The sequence below is a fragment of the Leptospira noguchii serovar Panama str. CZ214 genome, from assembly GCF_000306255.2.
In the GTDB taxonomy this organism is placed as follows: Bacteria; Spirochaetota; Leptospiria; order Leptospirales; family Leptospiraceae; genus Leptospira; species Leptospira noguchii.
Window position 1 is genome coordinate 26,574 of record NZ_AKWY02000014.1, and the last position, 19,302, is coordinate 45,875.

A 19,302-nucleotide genomic window follows, 5' to 3' on the forward strand; every position below is an offset into this window, starting at 1 on the left:
AAAAGATAAAAATTTGACGGAACAAAACGTAAAAGTTGGGCCTAAGATTTTTTGAACATGAATTATTTTTTAAGTGATTCTGCAAAAATCAATGGCGCCTCCTTTCGATCTACGATCGAAAGGACCGCGCTCTGCCGCGACTACGCTTTGCTTCGGTCACGTTTTCCGTTGGAAACGTGACCGCGTTCGCGTCGCTTGGATCGCTGGCGCTTGTAATCTTTTTATAAAATTGCGCCCCAATATCTAATGAAAAATTCATTAAGAACTTTTCCCTAAAACCTCAGAACTAATATTAAAATTGAGAAAAGATATTTAACATAGTTCCAATGCGAAAGCGATTGAGTCGGAGAAAATTCAATAGAATGCTCTTTCAAACTAAAGCGTCTCACCAACTCCCTGAATGCCGATTCTTAGAGAGGCATTCGCTGAGTTTTCTGGGCGCTCTGCAGGTCGTTCAACAAATCGCGTTCTATAATAAATTGAAACTAAAGACGAAATATTGTATTACGTTTCTTTTATGCAATTTATTGACCAGAGCTGAGAGCGAGGTTCGACAACACCAAATTCACCCCGATTCTCTTACGCTGAATTCAGTTTATTTAAAACTTGTGGAACTTTCGCGAAACTTCGATTTTACGGACAAATCCTGAAAATGTGGGAACTATTACAAATTTAAGTTTTACAACTAACTTGAGTTTAACGTAGAAATCCCATTTCTTAAAATTTGTTTTATAGAAAAAGTAAAATGTGGGAACTCTCACCAAACTTTAATTTTACAGATTAGTCCTGAAAACTATTACTTTTAGAAAACACTTTTCAAATTTTCTCCACGAACTCACGTTAGATTTTTGGACGTAAGACCGTTTCGAATGTGGTATTTTGATTCAACGGAGTCAAAAAAGAAAAGTCGGTTAGGTTATTAAGGATTTAAATCTTCAAAAGAAGAAATTCTAAAATGAGAATGTTGCGGTTGAGGATAATTACCGGGACGTTCTAAAATAGCGGAGTAAAGTTTTGCTTCTTTAGCGGCGTCGGCTTCTTCTTTAATATCCGTGAAAAATAAAATTTTTTCCGGCGCAACTTCTAGTTGTTCCGAAATTTTGCAATAGCTGGAAGATTCTCTTTTTCCTCCAACTCCGGTGTCGAAGTAGGCATAAAAAAAATCGGTTAAGTTGCCAAAATTTGAATATTCGAAAATTAATTTTTGCGCTTGAATACTGCCGGAAGAATAAACTGCCGATTTCTTTTTAGAAGCTTGGATTTTTTTTAAAAAAAGAGGAACGTCGGAAAACATCGAACTTTTTAGCTCTCCATTTTCATAACCTGATTTCCAAATTCTACCTTGAATCTCTTTTAGAGTGCTGCTTTTACGATCCAAAGAAACGAGATGTTTACAATACTCACTCAGATCGAGAGCGGAATCCGAAAGTTTTCCGGAATAGGTGGAATCATTTTTACCTTCTAAAATTAATTTTTCGATCCATTCTTTTTCAAGTGAATTCGTTTTAAAAAAAGAATCAAATTTTTTTACAGAGTATGGAAAAAGAATCTTGTGAACGAATTCGATCGGAGTTGTAGTTCCTTCAATATCAAATAGATAGAATTCGAAAGTCTTTATGTTCAATTAAGCGCCCCTTTTATTTTTTTGGCTTCTAAAACCAAATATTCATGTACGTCTTTTTCGTCCTTTTCAAAATTTTTCAAAACGATCAACCAAGATAAAGCGCAAGGAATCCAAAAAAGAACGGATATGGAAAGTCCAAGAGAACGATCTCCAGGAGTTAGACCTAAAATTAAGGCGCTCATGGCCGGTCCTAATCCTTTTCCTAAATCGTCTGTAAGATTGTAGAGAGCAAACATGCTACTTCTATTTTTTGGAATATTCACATTAATTAATGTAGCTCTTACGTTGGGACCGGTAACTGAGATGATAAAACCAGCTACGACGTTGATTAAAATAAAAAGTCCCGAACTTGCAATATTCTCCGCTTTTAAAAGATAGATACAAGGCAAAATTCCGATCAAAATGCTGGACATACAAAAAAGAGGAAGAAGACGTTTTTTATAGTTATAAATTTTTTGCCCGATAATTCCGCCAAAAAAAGTACCTGCAAAAACACCGATCGCGGCGTAAGTCAAAAGCATAGTCGCAGTTGCTTTATCTAAATGATAAGAAGTTTCGTAGTAGTCCACTAAAAAGACAAAAAACACTCCCCAGGGAACACAACCAGGAATCCCTTGAAAGAAAATTCCTATATTTGTTTTGTTTTTGAAAAGTAGTCTAACGTCGTTCCAATGAAGATGAAAACTTTCTTCTGAAAACTTTTCTGCAATTCCAGACCATTCTGATTCTCCTCCTCCTCGAATCGGCTCTTTACAAAAGATCCAATAAGTAATCGCAAAAAAGAAAGAAGGAATGGAAAGATAGATAAAACTTGTTCTCCAACCGTTGATCGGATCTGCACTTCCTAAAATTCCTCCTAAAAGTTGTCCTACTCCAAGACCGATTCCCATCGAAAGAGAAACGTAAGCCGCTGCGGTGGATCTGGATTTGTCAGAAAAGTAATCACCTAAGACCGTAAAAAGAAGCGGAAAAATTCCTCCTAAACCGAACCCGGTAAGAGTTCTATAAAATACGAATTCTGAATAACTGGTTGCAAAACCGGAAAGAAAACAGGGAACCTCTCCTAAAAATACGGAGAATATAATCAGTGTTTTGCGAGAGTATTTTTGAGATAGGTAACCCATACTTACGGAAACTGCGCCGCCTAAGATAAAAAATAAAATCGGGATCACTCCACCGATGTACCAATCCACGTCTTCTTGATTGATCAAACCGAAGGAAGCACCTATGTTTTTTAAGTTGGGAGCAATTAAATTTTGATCTGCAAAAAGAAAGAAGGCCATTCCCATAATCATCCAGAAAGCTAAAATGGCGTTCCATCCGTGATTGGCTAATTCTCCTAATCCGAAAAAGCGAAGAAGACTTTTGTCCGAGGGTATTTTTTGCATATTCTCTCCGGTAGTTTGAGATTTTGATCTCTTTCGTTTTTAGGAAAGAAATTCAAACCGTAAGTAAAACTCAAGGAAACTTTAAATTTGTTTTTGGACTTAATACACAACGAGACATAGAAAATTATCGATTGGTTTTGAAAGAAAACTAGTAGAGAATGAAAAAAATCCCTTTTTAAACGGTTTTATAATATTTAGTTGACCAGTATTGTTTTCATGATTCTTTTCTTCCAAATAAATCGGTTTTAGCAATGACCTTTCATCATAAAGAATTTTACATTCTATCCAGTTCCGATAAATCTAAATTATATTGCCAGTCTTGGACAAAACCTAACGCAAACAGATTGTTGATTTTTCATCACGGTTTTGGAGAGCATAGCGGACGTTATGCGAATTTGATTCGTTATTTTTCGAAAAGTGATATCAATTTCTATTCCTTTGACATGAGGGGTCATGGAAATTCTGATGGGAAAAGAGGTCATTCGGATTCTTTTGATTTGTATGTAAGGGATCTTGCCAATTTTGTTTCTGAAGTTCTTAAAAGAGAACAAAAGGAACGTTTTTTTTTATTAGGACATTCTCTGGGAGGAGCAATTACTCTTCGATATTCTCAAGAAGGAATCAATCAGGATAATATTCTTGGTTTGATTCTCGGTTCTCCTGCGCTTATGGTTAGAATGGATTTTAGAAAGAAGTTAAAAAAGTTTGCCGCTGGTATTTTAAGTAAAATTTCTCCTTCTTCCGTTGTGGACGCGGAGTTGGATCTTCAATATCTTTCTCATGATCTAGATGTGATCGAATCTTATAAACAAGATCCTCTTGTTCACGGTAAAGTTTCCTTAAAAATGGGAAGCGAACTTTTGGAGATCGGACCCAAATTGATCAAAAAGGCGAATGTGCTTCGTTGTCCGGTGTTGATTTTACACGGTCAAGAAGACGGGCTCGTGGACGTAAATGGTTCTACAGAACTTTATAAAAATCTAATTTATAGAAATAAAAGAATCAAAATTTATCCAGGTTTTTATCACGAATTGATGAATGAATTTCCAGAACATAGAGAAATTGTGTTAAACGATATTCAGACTTTTTTAGAAACCATTCAGAGAGAAAAAATTAATTTTGAGTTGCAAAGGAAAGAAATGGTTCCAAGAAAAAAAAGAAATCCGGTTTCTAATCCTTTACTTTAATTGGAAGAAATGTTTGAACGTAAATTTTCGCGGTAGTTCCCACATTTTTGTGGGACTCAATCTCACGTTGTTCGAAAAATTTAGCAAAACACCTCTTTATGGATCGGTGGAAACTAAAGCGTCTCGCTTCTATGATCGCTCGTTAGGTTTTGGATGTAAGAATATGAATTGGCTGTCGTTTTAATGAAGTGACTACTTATTTTAACGTGAGTTCGGCATAATAAAATAAGAAAGAATTTTTTTAAAAATGCAAGTTTCTACAATTTTAGAATTTGTTTGTAAAATAGTGATTTGCGGTAGTTCTCACAAATTAAGTCACATTACCAATTTTTAAACATTATTTTTTGTATGAGTTCCCACATTTTAGGAATTGATCCGTAACGTTTAGATCCCAGCTTTTTTTCAGAAAAGTGAATCATGGATTTTTTACGCAGAATTCACTTTATATCTAGAAAAGAAAATTACTTAACTTGAATTAACGCGAAAGAATTGATGTGAGAAAGCTCTTTCAAACTCTCACTTCTATTGAAACAAAGACGATATATTGTATAACGTTTCTTGCATGCAATTGATTGATCAGGACGGCCCGACTGTCTGTGGTAAGTTGGATTTACCCCGATTTTTTTACATCGAACTCACATTATTTAAAAACTAACGATTGATTCTATATTTTTGAAAGTATAGATCGATCTTCTTTTTGTCGAGGCGCTCAGGGTTATAGCCGTTTCAGGTTTCAAAACGATTTGCTCAAAGATTTTCGATCGATAGAGTTTTTTGTTCTTCTCCGTGGGAAACAATTACATATAGATTTAAACCGCTTTTGGTACTTGTTCTTCTTAAAATTTTTTCCAAAAAACTATCAGAGGTTTTTATTTTACAATCGGGAGGAAGAGAATCGATTGCATCGTCATTCAAACGAAATCTTTCAAATTCAATTTTACCAGGATAAATAGATCTTTCCGAAACTTTCCAAGACGTATCCAGACAATTCAACCCTTCTTTGTTACTTAATAAAATTCTAAATTTCCAAGTAGAATCTGGAAAACGAACTTCGCCGGAATTATATTCGTTTTTCATAAAAAGAAAAAAGGTCGGAAAACCATCCTTACCTTCTCGACTGGATTTAACATAGAAGGTGAACGCCCCAAAGTTTACTTTAGAAGAAGAGGATTGAACCGTAAACGCACCTGGCAAACTAGTTCTTGCAACCATGCCGATTACTAAAACGACTAAAACCAAATTTAAAATAAAGATCAAGCGAATCCTTGAAAATTTGCCACCACTGGACGACCGCTTTCTATTTTCTTCCAGAAATTTTTTAAATTCTTCCGGAGAACGAGAATGATAACCACCTCCCATATCAGTTTCCCCCTTGAAGTAGTAGTTTACGAATTTTAGAAGCGGTGGGAAAACCTTTCGATTTTTGAGCGGCTCTAGTCAGTAAGGAAAAAGAAAGATGAACCGCATTACACACTCCAAATCCTCTTGAAAAATAAAACGCAAGAATTCCGGCGAGAAGATCCCCCGTTCCCATTACCGCGAGTTTGGGTTCTGGTTTTTCCCAAAGATAGACGATACCGTTTGTATCTATTAGAAAAGAAGAATGTCTTTTCCAGAGGATATTTACGTTATAATTGTGCGTATATTCTTTTGCAAGTGAGATCCCTTGGTCTATCGATTTGATTTTAGAATTCAGAAGAATTTCTAACTCACCCGTATGAGGAGTCATCAGAACTTTATCGTGTAACACAACGTTTGTGAAAGCCTGGATCGCGCCAGCGTCTAAAACACAAAACTTTTCTTCAGGCAAAACAAACTTAGGGCATTCGTCCGATTTTAAACCGGGACCTAAAAGAAAAACGGAAGCTTTATGAACAAAAGAATGAGAAAGAAATTTATCGTTATCAGGAATTGAATCCACCATTAAAGAAGGATCTTTTTTTAAAACTTCCCGGACCGTTTTTTCGGAAGGAGTCAAAAGAAGAGAAATACCACCACCTAACTCGTGAAAGGCGAGTAAAGAGGAGAGCGCAGCTCCGGACATACCTTTAGAACCACCGACCACAACTAAGGAACCGTTTTTATATTTATGAGAATCTTCATTTCTTTTGAGAGATTTTTTAAGAATTTTAAACGGAATATGATTCCAAAGGATTTTACCGGTTTGAATCGGTTTTAGAATTTTATTCGAAATAAAAACGGGTGATGAAGTTTTGGATTCTGACTTTTGAGTTTCTGATTCTAAATCGTTAATATCTTTTTTTGGAGTTCCAGTTTTTAGTTTTTCGTGCTGCGAGGATTCAAAACTAATTTCGGGAAGACTCAAGATGTCCTTTTGATTTTCGGAAAAGGTTTTGTTTTTAGGAGTAAATGTATCCGGAGTTTCGGTTGGTGTAGATTTGAAACTAGAATCAACAGGATTTAAAATTGTAAATTGAAACGAATTGTCTTTGTGTTGAAAGTAAAAATTTTTACTAACTGGGAAACCAATTCTATGAAATGTTTTACGAACTTTACTGGGTAAAAAACGGTTTTTCCATTTTTTAAAACCAATTTCGGATAACGCGTCTGCTTCAAAAGGAATAGGAAGATCAACTTGAAACCCGGAAACTGAATCGATACTCAGGATAAAAACGTTTTTAGGATTGTTTTGTTTGCTTTTTTGAATTTTAGAAATTACTAAATTAAAAGGACTTTTTAGAGGAAAGCGAAAGCCGGTACCTAAAAGAGCGTCTACTAAAAATAAACTTTCATTTCCGGAAAAAATTTGGAAATCTTCCAAAGGAAGTATATTACCTCCAGAATTCAAAAACGCATCTTTATAAAATTTAGATTCTTCTGACAAAGAACCATCTTTTAGATAAACCGTAGGTTTTATACCTTCTTGAATTAAAAAAAAAGAAAGTGCGAGTCCGTCTCCACCGTTGTTTCCGTTTCCGCATAAAACTTGAATATGATCGAAAGATAGGATTTGTTTTCTAAATTTTTGATAAACGGAAATAGCTGCAAAACCCATAAAATGAGAACCGGAGATGCCGGAGGAAAAAATAGCATTTCGATCCAGATCCCTGCTTTCTTTATCATCAAACAGAGATTCTGAATATTCGAAAAACTTTATTTCCATTTATGGATTTCCAGATAACCTGATTTAATTCTAGCGGAATAGATTTCGTCGTTTAAGTCCATCCAGGTTTCTCTCCAAAGGCCTCTAGGAGGAAGGTAGTTGAGTCGGATATTGTTAACGTGTGTGCCGTCTTCGTTATGAACCTGAAGACGAATCGAACTTTCTTCTTCGGTTTCAGTTTCCCATATAAAAAAATCATTATCTTTTAATATCCAATACAAAGACTCTGAAGGATCTTGTATCTCTTTTAGGAGTGTGGCGGTTTTTGTTTCAAAATCGTATTTAAAAATTCTACGAGATTTAAATCTGGAATTTTTCTTATCAAAAATGCTAAAAGATGCGACTACGTATTTTCCTTCAAAATGAGGAAGGAGCGTTTCTAATCTAGCCTGAGTGGTTTCCGTATCCGAAATCGTTTCTGCAAAGTTCGACGCGTTTACGGATCTAAGTAAAACGCCGTTGTCATACACGGAAAGTTTCATGTCTCCGTTTAGTTTATGAAATAAAAAAAGAAGATCGTCTTTACCCGCTTCCATTCTTTCTATATAGCCAAAAGGAGTGTTTCCGGAAATCCCTTCTACATAGATCGTATTTAAAAGTTTTCCGGAATCCGAAAAATGAAGAATGGTAGATGGAATCGTTTCCTTAGATTCCGTATCAAAAGAACCACTTTTTTTCAAAAAAATATCTTCCGACATAGGATCTACTTTCGGTTGTTCTTCTTTTCCGATTCTAGACTGAATAAAAATTTCTTCGTTGCCGTTGACGGTAATTAGTCCAATCTTTCCGATCTTTGCGGTAATTAATTTGTATTTATCTCCTACTTTTTCTTTGAGAGTTCCTAAGATGAATTTTAATTCTCCATCTGTGGAAAACACTTTTAAAATAGATTGTTCAAAGTCTGGAATATAAAGTTTACTAGAAACGACAGGAATTGTCTGTGGAAGATTGGTCGGAACACCGTTTAAAACTTTAGCCTGAACATCCGCAAGAGTGTTTCCGAGTTTAATTCTACCATAAAGATAGGAATTGTAATTATCTACTTTGAAACGAGTGCAACTAAGAACCGTTAGAGTTACAACACAGAATAAAACAAATCTAAAACAAAGGATTGAAGTCCGCTTTTTAACGCCGGAATGATTGCTAAAATTGGAATGGAGATTTCTCATGAGTTTGATTCAGTCTAACGATACCATTCTCACAGATGGATTTGAAAACAAGCAATAATCCTATTGAATCGTTTGTGCGGGTTTTTTTACTTTACACTATAGCTAAATCTGAATAGTTTGATTAGGTTATCAGGAAAAATTCATTCATATTTGAGTTTTCTCTCTAAGGCCGGGTTTGACAGTAAACAGTGAAGAAATCAGTAGTATTCTGGATGACGTTCTGTCTTTGCCTGTCAAACTGTACTCATTAAAGGTCAACCAAAGGCCTAACCATTCGTTGATCGAAGTAGTCTTAGACAATCTCGAACATCCGTATGGTTCAGTCAGCCTTCTGGAATGTGAGCAAGTTTCCAGAAAACTGAAAGAAGAGTTAGAACGGATCTCACCAGATCTGGATTACACTCTGAAAGTTTCCTCTGCGGGAGCGGAAAGGAAACTGGATCTTCCGGGAGACCTGGATCGTTTCCGGGGAATACCGATTCGTTTGGTCTTTCGATCAGAAGAGTCGGAAAAAGAACAGGAAGGAATTTTTCGAGTCGTGAATCGTGACGGGGATCAGGTAATTTTGGAAAAATTCCAAAAGGAAAAAAAATCTGCTGTAAAAAAGCAGACGATACTGAACCTCAAGGATATACTGAAAGGGAATCTTTACGTAAATATTTGATATGGCAGTTAAGAAGACACAATCGGAAGGAAATCTGTTGGAGGTGATCCAACAATTTTGCGCGGATAAATCCCTAGATCGGGAAGCAGTTATGGGAGTCATTCGAGATTCTTTAATAACCGCATATAAAAAAAAATCCGGATTGGAAGAATCTTCAGAATCGGAAAAACCTTCTCCGGTTACTGTAGAATTTGCTTCTGGAAAAGATAGCGTAGTCATTGCAATTGCAAAAAAAGTAGTTTCTGGAAATCCTTCTTCCGCGTTGGAAATCAGTTTAGAAGATGCTAAAGCAATTGATACATCAGCAGAAATCGGGTCCGTAATTTCTTTTCGAGAAAAACCAGTAGAGCTTTCTAGAATTATTTCTAGCCAAGCGAAACAAATGGTGTTTCAAAGACTTAAAGATATGGAGAAAGAACTTCTCTATAACGAGTATAAGGCGAAGGAAGGAGAGCTGACTCATGGATATTTTCAGAGATGGAAAAAAGACGCCATGAGTATTGATCTCGGAAAGGTAGAAGGAATTATGCCTCGCCGGGAACAAAATCCGGGTGAAAAGTATCATAGCGGAGATCGACTGAAAGCAATCATTCAAAGAGTAGAATTACGTCCTAGAGAACCGATTCCAGTCATTACACTTTCCAGAGCTTCAGCGGATTTTGTTCGTAAGTTATTCGAGATGGAAATCCCAGAAATCTACGATGGTTTAGTAGAAATTATCAATGTAGCTAGACAACCTTCTATTCGTACAAAAGTTGTAGTACGCGCTACTCGCGGAGACATAGATCCGGTGGGGGCTTGTGTAGGTATGAAAGGGGTTCGGATTCAATCGATTGTAAGAGAACTTGGAAACGAAAGAATTGATATTGTAGAATCATCCGACGACGCTTCCGAATTTATAGCAAATGCAATTTCTCCTGCAAAACCGGTGGAAGTGAAAGTGGACGGTTCCGGTAGAGAGGCGATGGTAGTCGTTCCAGACGATCAACTTTCTCTTGCGATCGGGATCAATGGGTCTAATGTAAAACTGGCTTCTCAATTGGCTGGTTATAAAATTGATATTAAAACTGTAACGCAGTACAACGCCGAACTTGCTTCACCGGAAGCAAGGGAAAGGCTAGAAAGACTTTTTTACTCTCCTGTGGAAGAAGTCAAAATTTCAATGGGACAAGAAGAGGAAGAAGAACTTACACCTTTGGAAGATCTTCCGGGTCTTTCTGCTCGTGTCGTAGGAATTTTGAAGAGCGAGGGAATTAAAGATTTGGAAACTCTGATTGAGTACAGCCAAGACGATCTGGCAAAATTACAAGGAATCGGCCATACTACAGCCGGACAGATTCTCAAATTGCTCCGAGAATCCGTAGAATGGGTGGAGGATAACTGAAAAAGCCGGAACGGTGGATTCAGATCTGGAGTTTTTGAAACTTCGGAAAAGCCAGGGAATCATTTATGGAAGATAAAAATAAGACGATCAAGGAAACGCTTCAGGGTTCGGCAGACGCGGGAAAGCGTAAAAAGCTGATTATAAAAAAGAAAGGAGATGATCAACCTGTTCCTTCTCCAAAGAAGGAAACGGTAGCAGAGTCTGCTCCTTCCCCAAAGCCGCCTGTAATGCCATTGCCGGGTGATTCTGGTCAATCGCCAATTGTTCGTCCGGCTCCTTCTTCTCATTCTCCCGCAAAACGCGAGGAATCTCCAGGCAAACAAGATACAGATACTAGTCGATCTCCTAAAGATAAAGACACTCGACAAAGCGTAGGTTCTTCTTATCCACCTTCTCGTTCTCCTTTTCAAAAAGAAGATTCTAATATTATCGTTTCCAGACCGATTCAAAGAACTACACCTACTAGACCGAACTCAGGTAGTGGTTATCAGGGAAACCGCAGTGGTGGTCCTGGACAAGGTGGAGGCAATCGTGGCCCGGGGCAGGGTGGTGGTTACCAAGGTAATCGCGGTCCTGGACAGAGCGGCGGGGGCGGTTATCAAGGTAATCGTGGTCCGAACAGTGGACCAAGTCGTGGACCTGGAAACCGTTTTGGTGGTAGCGGACCTGGAAATCGTGGGCCAAGTCAAGGTGCTGGACGTCCAATGCCGATTACTTCTGCGGAAGTAGAACTTTCTCAGTCGAGAGGTGCGGCTGGCGCGAGTAAGAAAAAGGGACACGATAAGGAAAAATCTACTTCCGATAGAGACTTTTCTGGTGCGGAAAACACGAAGTTTTTTAAACAAAAATTCAAAAAAACTAAAGTAGTTGGCGTATCTGGAATTTCCGTTCCGAAAGAAATTACAGTATTAGAAAATGTGCAAGTAGGCGAACTCGCCAAAAAAATGAACTTAAAACCTGGAGATGTCATCGGTAAACTCATGAAAATGGGAATGATGGTGACGATCAACAATATCATAGACGCGGAAACTGCGGCTCTTCTCGCGGATGAATATGGTTGTAAGGTAAAAGTAGTTTCTTTATATGAAGAAACCATCATAGAAGAGGAAAAAGACAACGAAGAAGATTATATCAATCGTCCTCCTGTAGTTACTATCATGGGTCACGTAGACCATGGTAAAACGAAATTACTAGATACAATTCGTAGAAGTTCTGTGATCGATACAGAGTCTGGAGGAATTACTCAGCATATCGGAGCGTATCAAGTGAAAACCGCGCGCGGTTTGATTACGTTTTTAGATACTCCTGGTCACGAGGCATTTACTTCGATGAGAGCGAGAGGTGCGAAAGTAACGGATATTGTAGTTCTTGTGGTGGCGGCGGATGACGGAGTAATGCCTCAAACCTTAGAGGCGATCAGTCACGCAAAGGCTGCTGAAGTTCCAATCCTTGTGGCAATTAATAAAATCGATCTTCCTGCTGCAAATCCGGAAAAAATTATGCAGGAACTTGCTAATCATGGACTTCAATCGGAAGAGTGGGGTGGCGAGACTATGTATGCCAAAATCTCCGCTCGAGAAAACATAGGAATCGATAAACTTCTGGAAATGATTCTACTTCAAGCGGAAGTAATGAATCTCAAGTCTAATCCGAAACGAAGAGCTAAAGGAACTATTATAGAAGCAAAACTAGATCCAGGTCGTGGATCAGTTGCTACGGTGCTCATTCAAAATGGAACCCTCCGAGTAGGAGATCCGTTTGTGGCAGGAGTTTTTTCCGGTCGTGTAAGAGCTATGTATAACGATTTGGGTCAGCTGATTCAGGAAGCGGGTCCTGCTTTCCCTGCGCAGGTGACAGGTATCGACGGGGTTCCAGACGCAGGCGCTCCGTTTGATGCGATGGCGGATGAGAAAGAAGCTCGAAATATTTCTCAACATAGAATCGAGTTTGAAAGAATCGGAAACGCAGGCGCGGCAACTGGAACTTCTTCTAAAGTAACCCTTGAAAACATGAACGAGTTCATTAAACAAGGAGCTTTGAAAGAACTCAAGGTAATTATCAAGGCGGACGTAAGAGGTTCTGCGGAAGCGATTAAAGAATCTTTGGAAAAACTTTCTACTTCAGAAGTGAAGTTGAACGTAATTCAATCTGGAGCGGGTGCTATCGTGGATATGGACGTTATGCTCGCATCTGCATCGAACGCTCTCATCATTGGTTTTCATGTTCGTGCGAACCCGAAGACGATTGCTCTTGCGGAAAAAGAACAGGTTCAGATCAAGTATTACAATATCATCTACCAAGTTGTGGACGAGATCAAACTCGCGATGGAAGGGCTTCTCGAACCGGAAAAAATTGAAGAGGTGATTGGAACTGCAGAAATCAGAGAGATTTTTAAAGTATCCAAGATAGGAAACATCGCAGGTTGTATGGTTATCTCCGGAAAGATCCAAAAGTCGGCAAATGTACGTGTCATTGGGGACGGAATGACTAAATTCGAAGGGAAACTTAAGTCTCTTAAACGGGTCAAAGACGACGTAAATGATGTGGTTACAGGTTTCGAGTGTGGAATCCAAGTAGACGGATACAATGACTTTAAAGTTGGAGATACGATTGAAGCTTATAATGTAACCGTAATTAAGCGGAAGCTAGAATAGGAAAATCGGACCGTGAATCCGATCCGAAGAAGAAAAATCGAAGCGGAAGCGGTTCGAACCGTGGCAATGATGATTCTATCGGGTAAGGTAAAAGACCCGAGAGTGCATATGGTTTCCGTACATCGTGCGGAAATATCCGAAGACGGAAAGAACATGAAAGTGTTCGTGACTGCGATCTGCACGGACAAAAAAAAAATAAAAGTATTATCCGGGCTCAATAGCGCCGCAGGTTTATTTCAGGCGACGTTGTCCGGAAAGTTAGGACTTAGAATTACACCTAGAATGCATTTCCTCTGGGATGAGGAATATATTCAGAGTTTGGATGAATCTCTCAGACTTACTAGAAAACCCACAAACACGGACTGAATCCGGATTTCTACTCATCCATAAACCGGTAGGTATGACTTCTTCGGATCTTGTGGTCACCGTACGTAAAAAGTTAGGATTCAAAAAAGTAGGTCATACCGGGACCTTGGATCGAGCCGCAAGCGGCCTAATGATTCTTCCCATTGGAAGTTGTACTAGTTTTTCCAGCGTATTTTTAGAAAAAGAAAAATCTTACGAAGCATGGGTAAAGCCAGGAGAATCCACTGATTCCGGAGATAAGGAAGGCGAAATTTTAGAATCTCTTCCTAAAGAACAAACGGAAATCTGGTTCCAAGAGCACCAAAAAAAATTAAGAGATCTATTTGAACAAGTACCTACTTGGGAGACTCAAGAGGCTCCGGAAGTTTCTGCTCTCAAAGTAAATGGCAAGCGAAGGTCGGATCTATTTCGGGAAGGGGTCGCTCTTGTTCCAGCCGTTCGAAAAATCAAAGTATACCGGTATGAACTTGGGGAATTTTCTCCCGAATCTATTTCTTTTCAAATTCGAGTTTCTGCAGGAACTTACATTCGTAAAATCGTAATGGATATTTCCGATCAGATTGGTTTTCCCCTTCGTTTAGAAAAATTGGTTCGCACAAGTATAGGTAAGTTGAACTTAAACCAGGCAGATTCGTACGAAAATTTATTAGAAGGAAAGATTAAAGTTCATCCCCCGAAAACGATTTTGGACTTTCCGATGGTAGAAGTTCCGGACATGGAAGTAAAAAACGTACTCAATGGAAGAAAGACTAAATTAGAATGGATTCCAGGAAATGAGTTTCTTTTGGTTTCTCCCGAAAGAGAGATTCTTGCTTGGTGTAAAAAAGAAGAACATGGAGTCCATGAATTAGATTATAAATATTTAAGAGTCTTTCCTAAAAATTAGCTTTAAAGTGGCGCTATTGACTGGAAAATGGTAAAAAGGTATATTCACTCTATGATAGCTACTGAACAGAAAAAACAAATTATCAGTAATTTTGCCCGCAAAGCGGGAGATACGGGTTCCACCGAAGTACAAATCGCTTTGATTGATGCTAGAATCAAAGAATTGAACGAACATTTTAAGACTCATAAAAAAGATTTTCATTCTAAAACTGGTCTTTTAAGGCTTGTAGGCAAAAGAAAAAAACTTCTAGATTATCTTAAAAGAACCGAATTAGAACGTTATAAAAAACTAATCGAAACTCTCGGACTTCGTAAGTAAGAGAGTCATTCATGACACATACAATTTCCGGCCAGTATGGCCGAGATACGATCGTTTTAGAAACCGGAAACTGGGCAAAACAAGCACACGGGGCCGTTGTTTATAAATCTGGAAATTTAGTTTTACTTGCTACCGTTTGTGCGGCTGAGGAAGCAAAAGAAGGACAGGATTTTTTCCCTCTTACTTGTGAATATACCGAAAAACTTTATTCAGTTGGTCGTTTCCCAGGTGGTTATTTTAAAAGAGAAGCCAAACCCCCAGAGCATGAAATTTTAATTTCCAGAATTATAGACAGACCAATTCGTCCTTTATTTCCAGAAGGTTATTTTTGCGAAGTACAACTTCAAGTTCAGGTACTTTCTGCAGATGCAAATGTTTCGGTTGCAGGGCATGCCTTAAATGCTGCGAGCGCTGCATTAGCAGTTTCTGATATTCCTTTTAATGGTCCAATTGCAGGCGCAAGAATTGGTAGAATCAACGGAGAATTGATTCTAAATCCAACTACTAAAGAAATTGTAAACTCCGATTTGGATTTGGTCGTTGCTGGAACGAAAACTCATATCGTAATGATTGAGGGAGAAGCCAAAGAACTCAGCAACGAAGAAATGATTGCTGCTCTTCGTTTTGCTCAAAAACATATTGCGGAATTTGTAACTCTTCAGGAAGAATACGCTAAAAAAATCGGGGTTGTTAAACGCGAAGTTAAGTTGAGAGTAAAGGACACAGAGCTTCTTTCAAAAGTAAAAGAATACGCGTTTGCAAGATTAACTACTGCCAATCAAACTCCGGATAAAACTACTCGTAATAAAGAAATTTCTAATGTAAATAAAGAAGTAGTAGAATTCTTCAAACAAACAATTGAAGACTCTGACAAGATCAAGGATATAAAAGTATATCTTCACGAATTAGAATATGAGATCGTAAGAGAACAGGTTCTTACTAAAGGGACTCGTTTTGATGGTAGAAAGTTAGACGAAATCCGTTCTATTTCCGTAGAGGTTAATCCTCTTCCCGGTCCTCACGGTTCTGCAGTTTTTACAAGAGGCCAGACTCAGTCTTTGGGAGTTGTAACTTTAGGAACCGGTTCTGACAATCAAAGATACGAAACGTTGGAAGGCCAGAAAGAAAAATCTTTCATGCTACATTATAACTTTCCTGCATTTTCCGTAGGAGAAGTTCGTCGGTCTTCTGGTCCGGGCAGAAGAGAAATTGGTCATGGAAATCTCGCCGAACGTGCGTTAAAACTTGTTCTTCCCAAGCCGGACGAGTTTCCTTATGTGATTCGGGTTGTATCCGAAATTTTAGAATCCAATGGTTCTAGCTCTATGGCTTCTGTTTGTTCCGGTTCTTTAGCACTCATGGCTGCAGGTGTTCCGATTCGAGGAAGTGTTTCCGGAATTGCAATGGGACTTTTTTCAGATTCTTCCGGTAAATATGCAGTGTTATCTGATATTGCGGGTTTAGAGGATCATTTCGGAGACATGGATTGTAAAATCGCTGGAACCAGAAAAGGGATCACAGCGTTTCAAATGGATCTGAAAGTAACAGGTGTTAGTTTTGACGTTCTGGAAAGTGTTTTTGAACAAGCACAGAGAGGTAGATTTCATATTTTGGATATTATGGAGAAACATATATCCAAAGCTTCTGCAACGTTAGCCGGAACTGCGCCGCGTATCATCATTAGAAATATTCCTAAAGATAGGATCGGAGAATTGATCGGACCAGGTGGTAAAAACGTTCGAGGAATCAGCGAACTTACCGGAGCCGAACTTTATATAGAAGACGATGGAAAAGTAACTATCTCTGGTTCTAATCAAGAGTCAGCAGAAAAAGCGGCTAAGATGGTAGACGGTTTTTTTGCAGAGGTAGAAGTAGGAAAGATTTATGAAGGAAAAGTAAAACGAATTGCCGATTTCGGTGCATTTGTTGAAATTCTTCCGGGTAAAGAAGGTCTTTGTCATATTTCCAAGATTGATTTTAAAAGAGTAAACTCGGTCAAAGATATAGTCAAAGAAGGTGATATTATTCGAGTGAAAGTTTTAAATGTAGATAAAACCGGTAAAATTGATCTTTCCAGAAAAGACGCTCTCGAAGAAGAACAAGTATAAGAATTTTTTAATTGGTGCAAGAACCTTCACAGATAGTTCATAGAAAAGTTCTACCTGGTGGAATAACGGTTCTTTTTCAAAAAGCTCCTCATACCGTCAGCGTGTCTGCGGGGGTTTTTGTTCGAGTTGGTTCTAGACACGAATCTTCTAAAAACGCTGGCTACTGTCATTTTTTAGAGCATATGCTCTTTAAGGACACAGCTAAGCGTTCCGCAAAACAACAAGCAGAAGATATAGAAAGGGTAGGTGGTTTTACAAATGCAACCACCTCGAGAGAATATACTTACTTTCATGTTACCGTTGCAGGAAAACATATCGATATCGGCTTAGAGTTGTTAGCTGAAATGATCTATGAACCTTTGCTGAAACAGTCTGATATAGACAATGAAGCGGGTGTCATTTTAGAAGAACTTCAGGGTTATGAGGATTCTCCTGAAGATTATATCCACGATTTTTATTATCAGAATTTTTTCCCTAAAAATTCTTTAGGACGCGATATTATAGGCACGAGAGAATCCGTTTCCGGCGTTACTCATAAAAGTATATTAGAATTTTATGATACATACTATCATACGGAAAATATGTTTCTTTCTATTTCTGGCAACTTTGAACCAGATGAAGTTTTTACGGTTGCCGCTAAATATTTCAATCGAACCAGAATTAAGAAAGGGAAGGGGAATTCACTTTCTTCACCTAAGAAAAAATGGGGTTATTTTCCGAAAAAGAAAAAACTGGAGCAGGTTTATTTTATTTTAGGTGGAGAGGGTTTTCCCAGAGGATTTCATAAAGCTTCTACTGCTAGTTTATTTACTCATATCTTAGGCGGAGGAACTTCTTCTAGACTCTTTCAAAAAGTAAGAGAAGAAAAAGGACTTTGTTATCATATTACTGCTTATCCTTCTTCTTATGTTGATGTTGGAATCAATAGTATTGTTTGTTCTACTTCTAAAGAAAAGTTCATTACCTGTTTGGAAATAATTTCGGACGAGATCAAATCGGTTTTGGATCACGGGATTTCGGAGAAAGAACTTTTAGACGCTCAGACTAATCATGAAGGTACTCTTTCGATTAGTTATGAACAGACTGAATCTCGTATGAATACAATCGCCTTAATGGAGTTGTACTACGGTCGTAATTATTCTTATGAAGAAAGAGTGAAGGAAATTTATTCTATTACTTTAGAAGATTTGAATATGTTTGCCAAGTCTGTTTTTGGAATTCCTAAATTACATCTTTCCGCGCTCGGAAATTTGGGTTTAAAAGAAGAAAAAACAATTCAAAGAATTTTTTCTTTGTGAGATTGGAGTTTTGGTTTTCGGGAATGGTATGCGACATTCGTTGAGTTTCTGGAATTTATACGAGATTCATATATAAGATAGTTAGGTGCTATAGCTTAAAAATATTTTAATTCCAAAAAGAAAACTACTGAAATATTCTAATATTCTGATTTACTACTACTTCATCTAAAATATTTCTAATTTAACGTGAGTTCGGTCTAAGGAGCGAGTAAGAACTGGCAATTGTCTTTAGATTTTAAATTCAGAGACGGTTTTTTTGGGAAAAAAGAATATGCAACTAATCCGCTTAAAAGATTAACAGCCCAATTGAAAAAACTCCGATGTCTGGTATGTTGAATCTGGCATATATTTTTAAGCTCATCATTAACCGATTCAATGATAGCTCTTTTTCTTAAAAGAATTTTGTCGACTAAGGGCATTAACTTATTCTTCATATTCTTTTTTAATTTTGTAATGAGTTGAATTCCCTTTTCATAAAGACTTTCAAAAAGAGATTGGCTAATGTAACCTCTATCTCCGAAAAGTTTACCGAAAATATTTTTAGAAAGTGGGAAAATTACTTTGGAGTTTCTGTCGTCGACATTTCCAGGAGTAAACATAAATGATAATATTTCACCTCGATCATTTACGATTAAATGCAATTTAAACCTATAGAACCAGCCTGTGCTTGATTTCCCTCGCTGTGCAATATTTTTAAATACTTAATGAGAATGAATTCTTCGATTGTCACATACTTTGAGAATCGTAGAATCAATGAACGATATTCCGGAACATTTTCCCAGGCAAGAATTCGATAGAAACGAAGCTATGACGCCTAACGCATTGGGCATCAATTCTACAAAACGATTGTAACTTACTGCTTTTGGAAATTCGGATTTCAGATTCTTTTTTATTTCTATCAAATAAAAATTCTTAAATTCTCTGTAATGAGAAAGATGAAAGTAAACTACGATCGTGCTACTTCACTCAGGCTGAGCTTTAATTTCCGATTTCTTTTTCGAACAACTGAACTCAATTTTTTTCCATACCAGTTTATTTTTTGGTGTGTACAAAAATCATCTATTGCACAATATATTGTTGTCAGATCCATATTTTACCCTCTTCTTGCTGAAAATTCAGTTTAATATGCGAT

At 37.7% G+C, this 19,302-nt stretch carries 15 protein-coding genes and 1 pseudogene; 10 read left to right on the forward strand and 6 right to left on the reverse strand.

The window, feature by feature from the left end:
- Nucleotides 1-57: 57 nt before the first annotated feature.
- Complete coding sequence (locus LEP1GSC059_RS24530; protein ID WP_020980432.1) at nt 58-180, forward strand: hypothetical protein; 123 nt, start codon at nt 58-60, stop codon at nt 178-180.
- 739 nt (nt 181-919) lie between these two features.
- On the opposite strand, the gene mtnC is transcribed toward LEP1GSC059_RS24530, so the two are convergent.
- The gene (gene mtnC, locus LEP1GSC059_RS05275; RefSeq protein ID WP_020980429.1) at nt 920-1,624 is read right to left on the reverse strand and encodes an acireductone synthase; all 705 of its coding nucleotides are present in this window, start codon (nt 1,622-1,624) and stop codon (nt 920-922) included.
- Nucleotides 1,621-3,012, reverse strand: coding sequence for an MFS transporter (locus LEP1GSC059_RS05280; RefSeq protein ID WP_002180473.1), 1,392 nt, complete (start codon nt 3,010-3,012; stop codon nt 1,621-1,623). The genes mtnC and LEP1GSC059_RS05280 overlap by 4 nt, the downstream gene beginning before the upstream one ends.
- A 251-nt stretch (nt 3,013-3,263) precedes the next feature.
- Between LEP1GSC059_RS05280 and LEP1GSC059_RS05285 the strand changes: the two genes are divergently transcribed.
- Complete coding sequence (locus LEP1GSC059_RS05285; RefSeq protein ID WP_017215561.1) at nt 3,264-4,199, forward strand: alpha/beta hydrolase; 936 nt, start codon at nt 3,264-3,266, stop codon at nt 4,197-4,199.
- 747 nt (nt 4,200-4,946) lie between these two features.
- On the opposite strand, the gene LEP1GSC059_RS05290 is transcribed toward LEP1GSC059_RS05285, so the two are convergent.
- Genes LEP1GSC059_RS05290 through LEP1GSC059_RS05300 form a run of 3 tightly spaced genes read right to left on the reverse strand, consistent with a single transcriptional unit; the run spans nt 4,947 to nt 8,492 of the window.
- Nucleotides 4,947-5,558 (reverse strand): hypothetical protein, encoded by a 612-nt coding sequence (locus tag LEP1GSC059_RS05290; protein ID WP_002177807.1) that lies wholly within the window; start codon nt 5,556-5,558, stop codon nt 4,947-4,949.
- A gap of 1 nt (nt 5,559) precedes the next feature.
- Nucleotides 5,560-7,323, reverse strand: a complete 1,764-nt coding sequence (locus tag LEP1GSC059_RS05295; RefSeq protein ID WP_002177940.1) for a bifunctional ADP-dependent NAD(P)H-hydrate dehydratase/NAD(P)H-hydrate epimerase — start codon at nt 7,321-7,323, stop codon at nt 5,560-5,562.
- The gene (locus LEP1GSC059_RS05300) at nt 7,314-8,492 is read right to left on the reverse strand and encodes an LIC_12708 family protein (RefSeq protein ID WP_002178052.1); all 1,179 of its coding nucleotides are present in this window, start codon (nt 8,490-8,492) and stop codon (nt 7,314-7,316) included. The genes LEP1GSC059_RS05295 and LEP1GSC059_RS05300 overlap by 10 nt, the downstream gene beginning before the upstream one ends.
- Nucleotides 8,493-8,667: 175 nt before the next feature.
- Here LEP1GSC059_RS05300 and rimP point away from each other — a divergent pair, with 175 nt between their 5' ends.
- The 8 genes from rimP to LEP1GSC059_RS05340 all read left to right on the forward strand — a co-directional run bounded on the left by rimP (nt 8,668) and on the right by LEP1GSC059_RS05340 (nt 18,170).
- The gene (rimP, locus tag LEP1GSC059_RS05305) at nt 8,668-9,156 is read left to right on the forward strand and encodes a ribosome maturation factor RimP (protein ID WP_081099803.1); all 489 of its coding nucleotides are present in this window, start codon (nt 8,668-8,670) and stop codon (nt 9,154-9,156) included.
- 1 nt (nt 9,157) lies between these two features.
- Complete coding sequence (gene nusA, locus LEP1GSC059_RS05310) at nt 9,158-10,540, forward strand: transcription termination factor NusA (protein ID WP_002178044.1); 1,383 nt, start codon at nt 9,158-9,160, stop codon at nt 10,538-10,540.
- A gap of 65 nt (nt 10,541-10,605) precedes the next feature.
- The gene (infB, locus tag LEP1GSC059_RS05315) at nt 10,606-13,194 is read left to right on the forward strand and encodes a translation initiation factor IF-2 (protein WP_017215562.1); all 2,589 of its coding nucleotides are present in this window, start codon (nt 10,606-10,608) and stop codon (nt 13,192-13,194) included.
- Nucleotides 13,195-13,206: 12 nt separating this feature from the next.
- Entirely contained in the window at nt 13,207-13,560 is a 354-nt protein-coding gene (rbfA, locus tag LEP1GSC059_RS05320) for a 30S ribosome-binding factor RbfA (RefSeq protein WP_001068305.1), read from the forward strand.
- Nucleotides 13,517-14,446: a tRNA pseudouridine(55) synthase TruB gene (gene truB, locus LEP1GSC059_RS05325; RefSeq protein ID WP_017215563.1), complete on the forward strand. Its 930-nt coding sequence runs from the start codon at nt 13,517-13,519 to the stop codon at nt 14,444-14,446. The genes rbfA and truB overlap by 44 nt, the downstream gene beginning before the upstream one ends.
- Nucleotides 14,447-14,497: 51 nt before the next feature.
- The gene (rpsO, locus tag LEP1GSC059_RS05330) at nt 14,498-14,764 is read left to right on the forward strand and encodes a 30S ribosomal protein S15 (protein ID WP_000562102.1); all 267 of its coding nucleotides are present in this window, start codon (nt 14,498-14,500) and stop codon (nt 14,762-14,764) included.
- Nucleotides 14,765-14,775: 11 nt separating this feature from the next.
- Nucleotides 14,776-16,872 (forward strand): polyribonucleotide nucleotidyltransferase, encoded by a 2,097-nt coding sequence (gene pnp / locus LEP1GSC059_RS05335; RefSeq protein WP_017215564.1) that lies wholly within the window; start codon nt 14,776-14,778, stop codon nt 16,870-16,872.
- A 14-nt stretch (nt 16,873-16,886) separates the two neighbouring features.
- On the forward strand, nt 16,887-18,170 hold the full coding sequence (locus LEP1GSC059_RS05340; RefSeq protein ID WP_017215565.1) for a M16 family metallopeptidase: 1,284 nt from the start codon (nt 16,887-16,889) through the stop codon (nt 18,168-18,170).
- Nucleotides 18,171-18,367: 197 nt separating this feature from the next.
- Here the strand turns inward: LEP1GSC059_RS05340 and LEP1GSC059_RS21465 are convergent.
- Nucleotides 18,368-19,260, reverse strand: a pseudogene (locus LEP1GSC059_RS21465) (IS982 family transposase).
- Between the last annotated feature and the right edge of the window lie 42 nt (nt 19,261-19,302).

Coding starts and splice junctions, on each gene's coding strand:
- truB (WP_017215563.1), top strand. CDS start 13,517: ATGAATCTCTCAGACTTACTAGAAAACCCACAAACACGGACTGAATCC.
- LEP1GSC059_RS05300 (WP_002178052.1), bottom strand. CDS start 8,492: ATGAGAAATCTCCATTCCAATTTTAGCAATCATTCCGGCGTTAAAAAG.
- rpsO (WP_000562102.1), top strand. CDS start 14,498: ATGATAGCTACTGAACAGAAAAAACAAATTATCAGTAATTTTGCCCGC.
- LEP1GSC059_RS05290 (WP_002177807.1), bottom strand. CDS start 5,558: ATGGGAGGTGGTTATCATTCTCGTTCTCCGGAAGAATTTAAAAAATTT.
- LEP1GSC059_RS05280 (WP_002180473.1), bottom strand. CDS start 3,012: ATGCAAAAAATACCCTCGGACAAAAGTCTTCTTCGCTTTTTCGGATTA.
- LEP1GSC059_RS05295 (WP_002177940.1), bottom strand. CDS start 7,323: ATGGAAATAAAGTTTTTCGAATATTCAGAATCTCTGTTTGATGATAAA.
- pnp (WP_017215564.1), top strand. CDS start 14,776: ATGACACATACAATTTCCGGCCAGTATGGCCGAGATACGATCGTTTTA.
- infB (WP_017215562.1), top strand. CDS start 10,606: ATGGAAGATAAAAATAAGACGATCAAGGAAACGCTTCAGGGTTCGGCA.
- LEP1GSC059_RS24530 (WP_020980432.1), top strand. CDS start 58: ATGAATTATTTTTTAAGTGATTCTGCAAAAATCAATGGCGCCTCCTTT.
- LEP1GSC059_RS05285 (WP_017215561.1), top strand. CDS start 3,264: ATGACCTTTCATCATAAAGAATTTTACATTCTATCCAGTTCCGATAAA.
- nusA (WP_002178044.1), top strand. CDS start 9,158: ATGGCAGTTAAGAAGACACAATCGGAAGGAAATCTGTTGGAGGTGATC.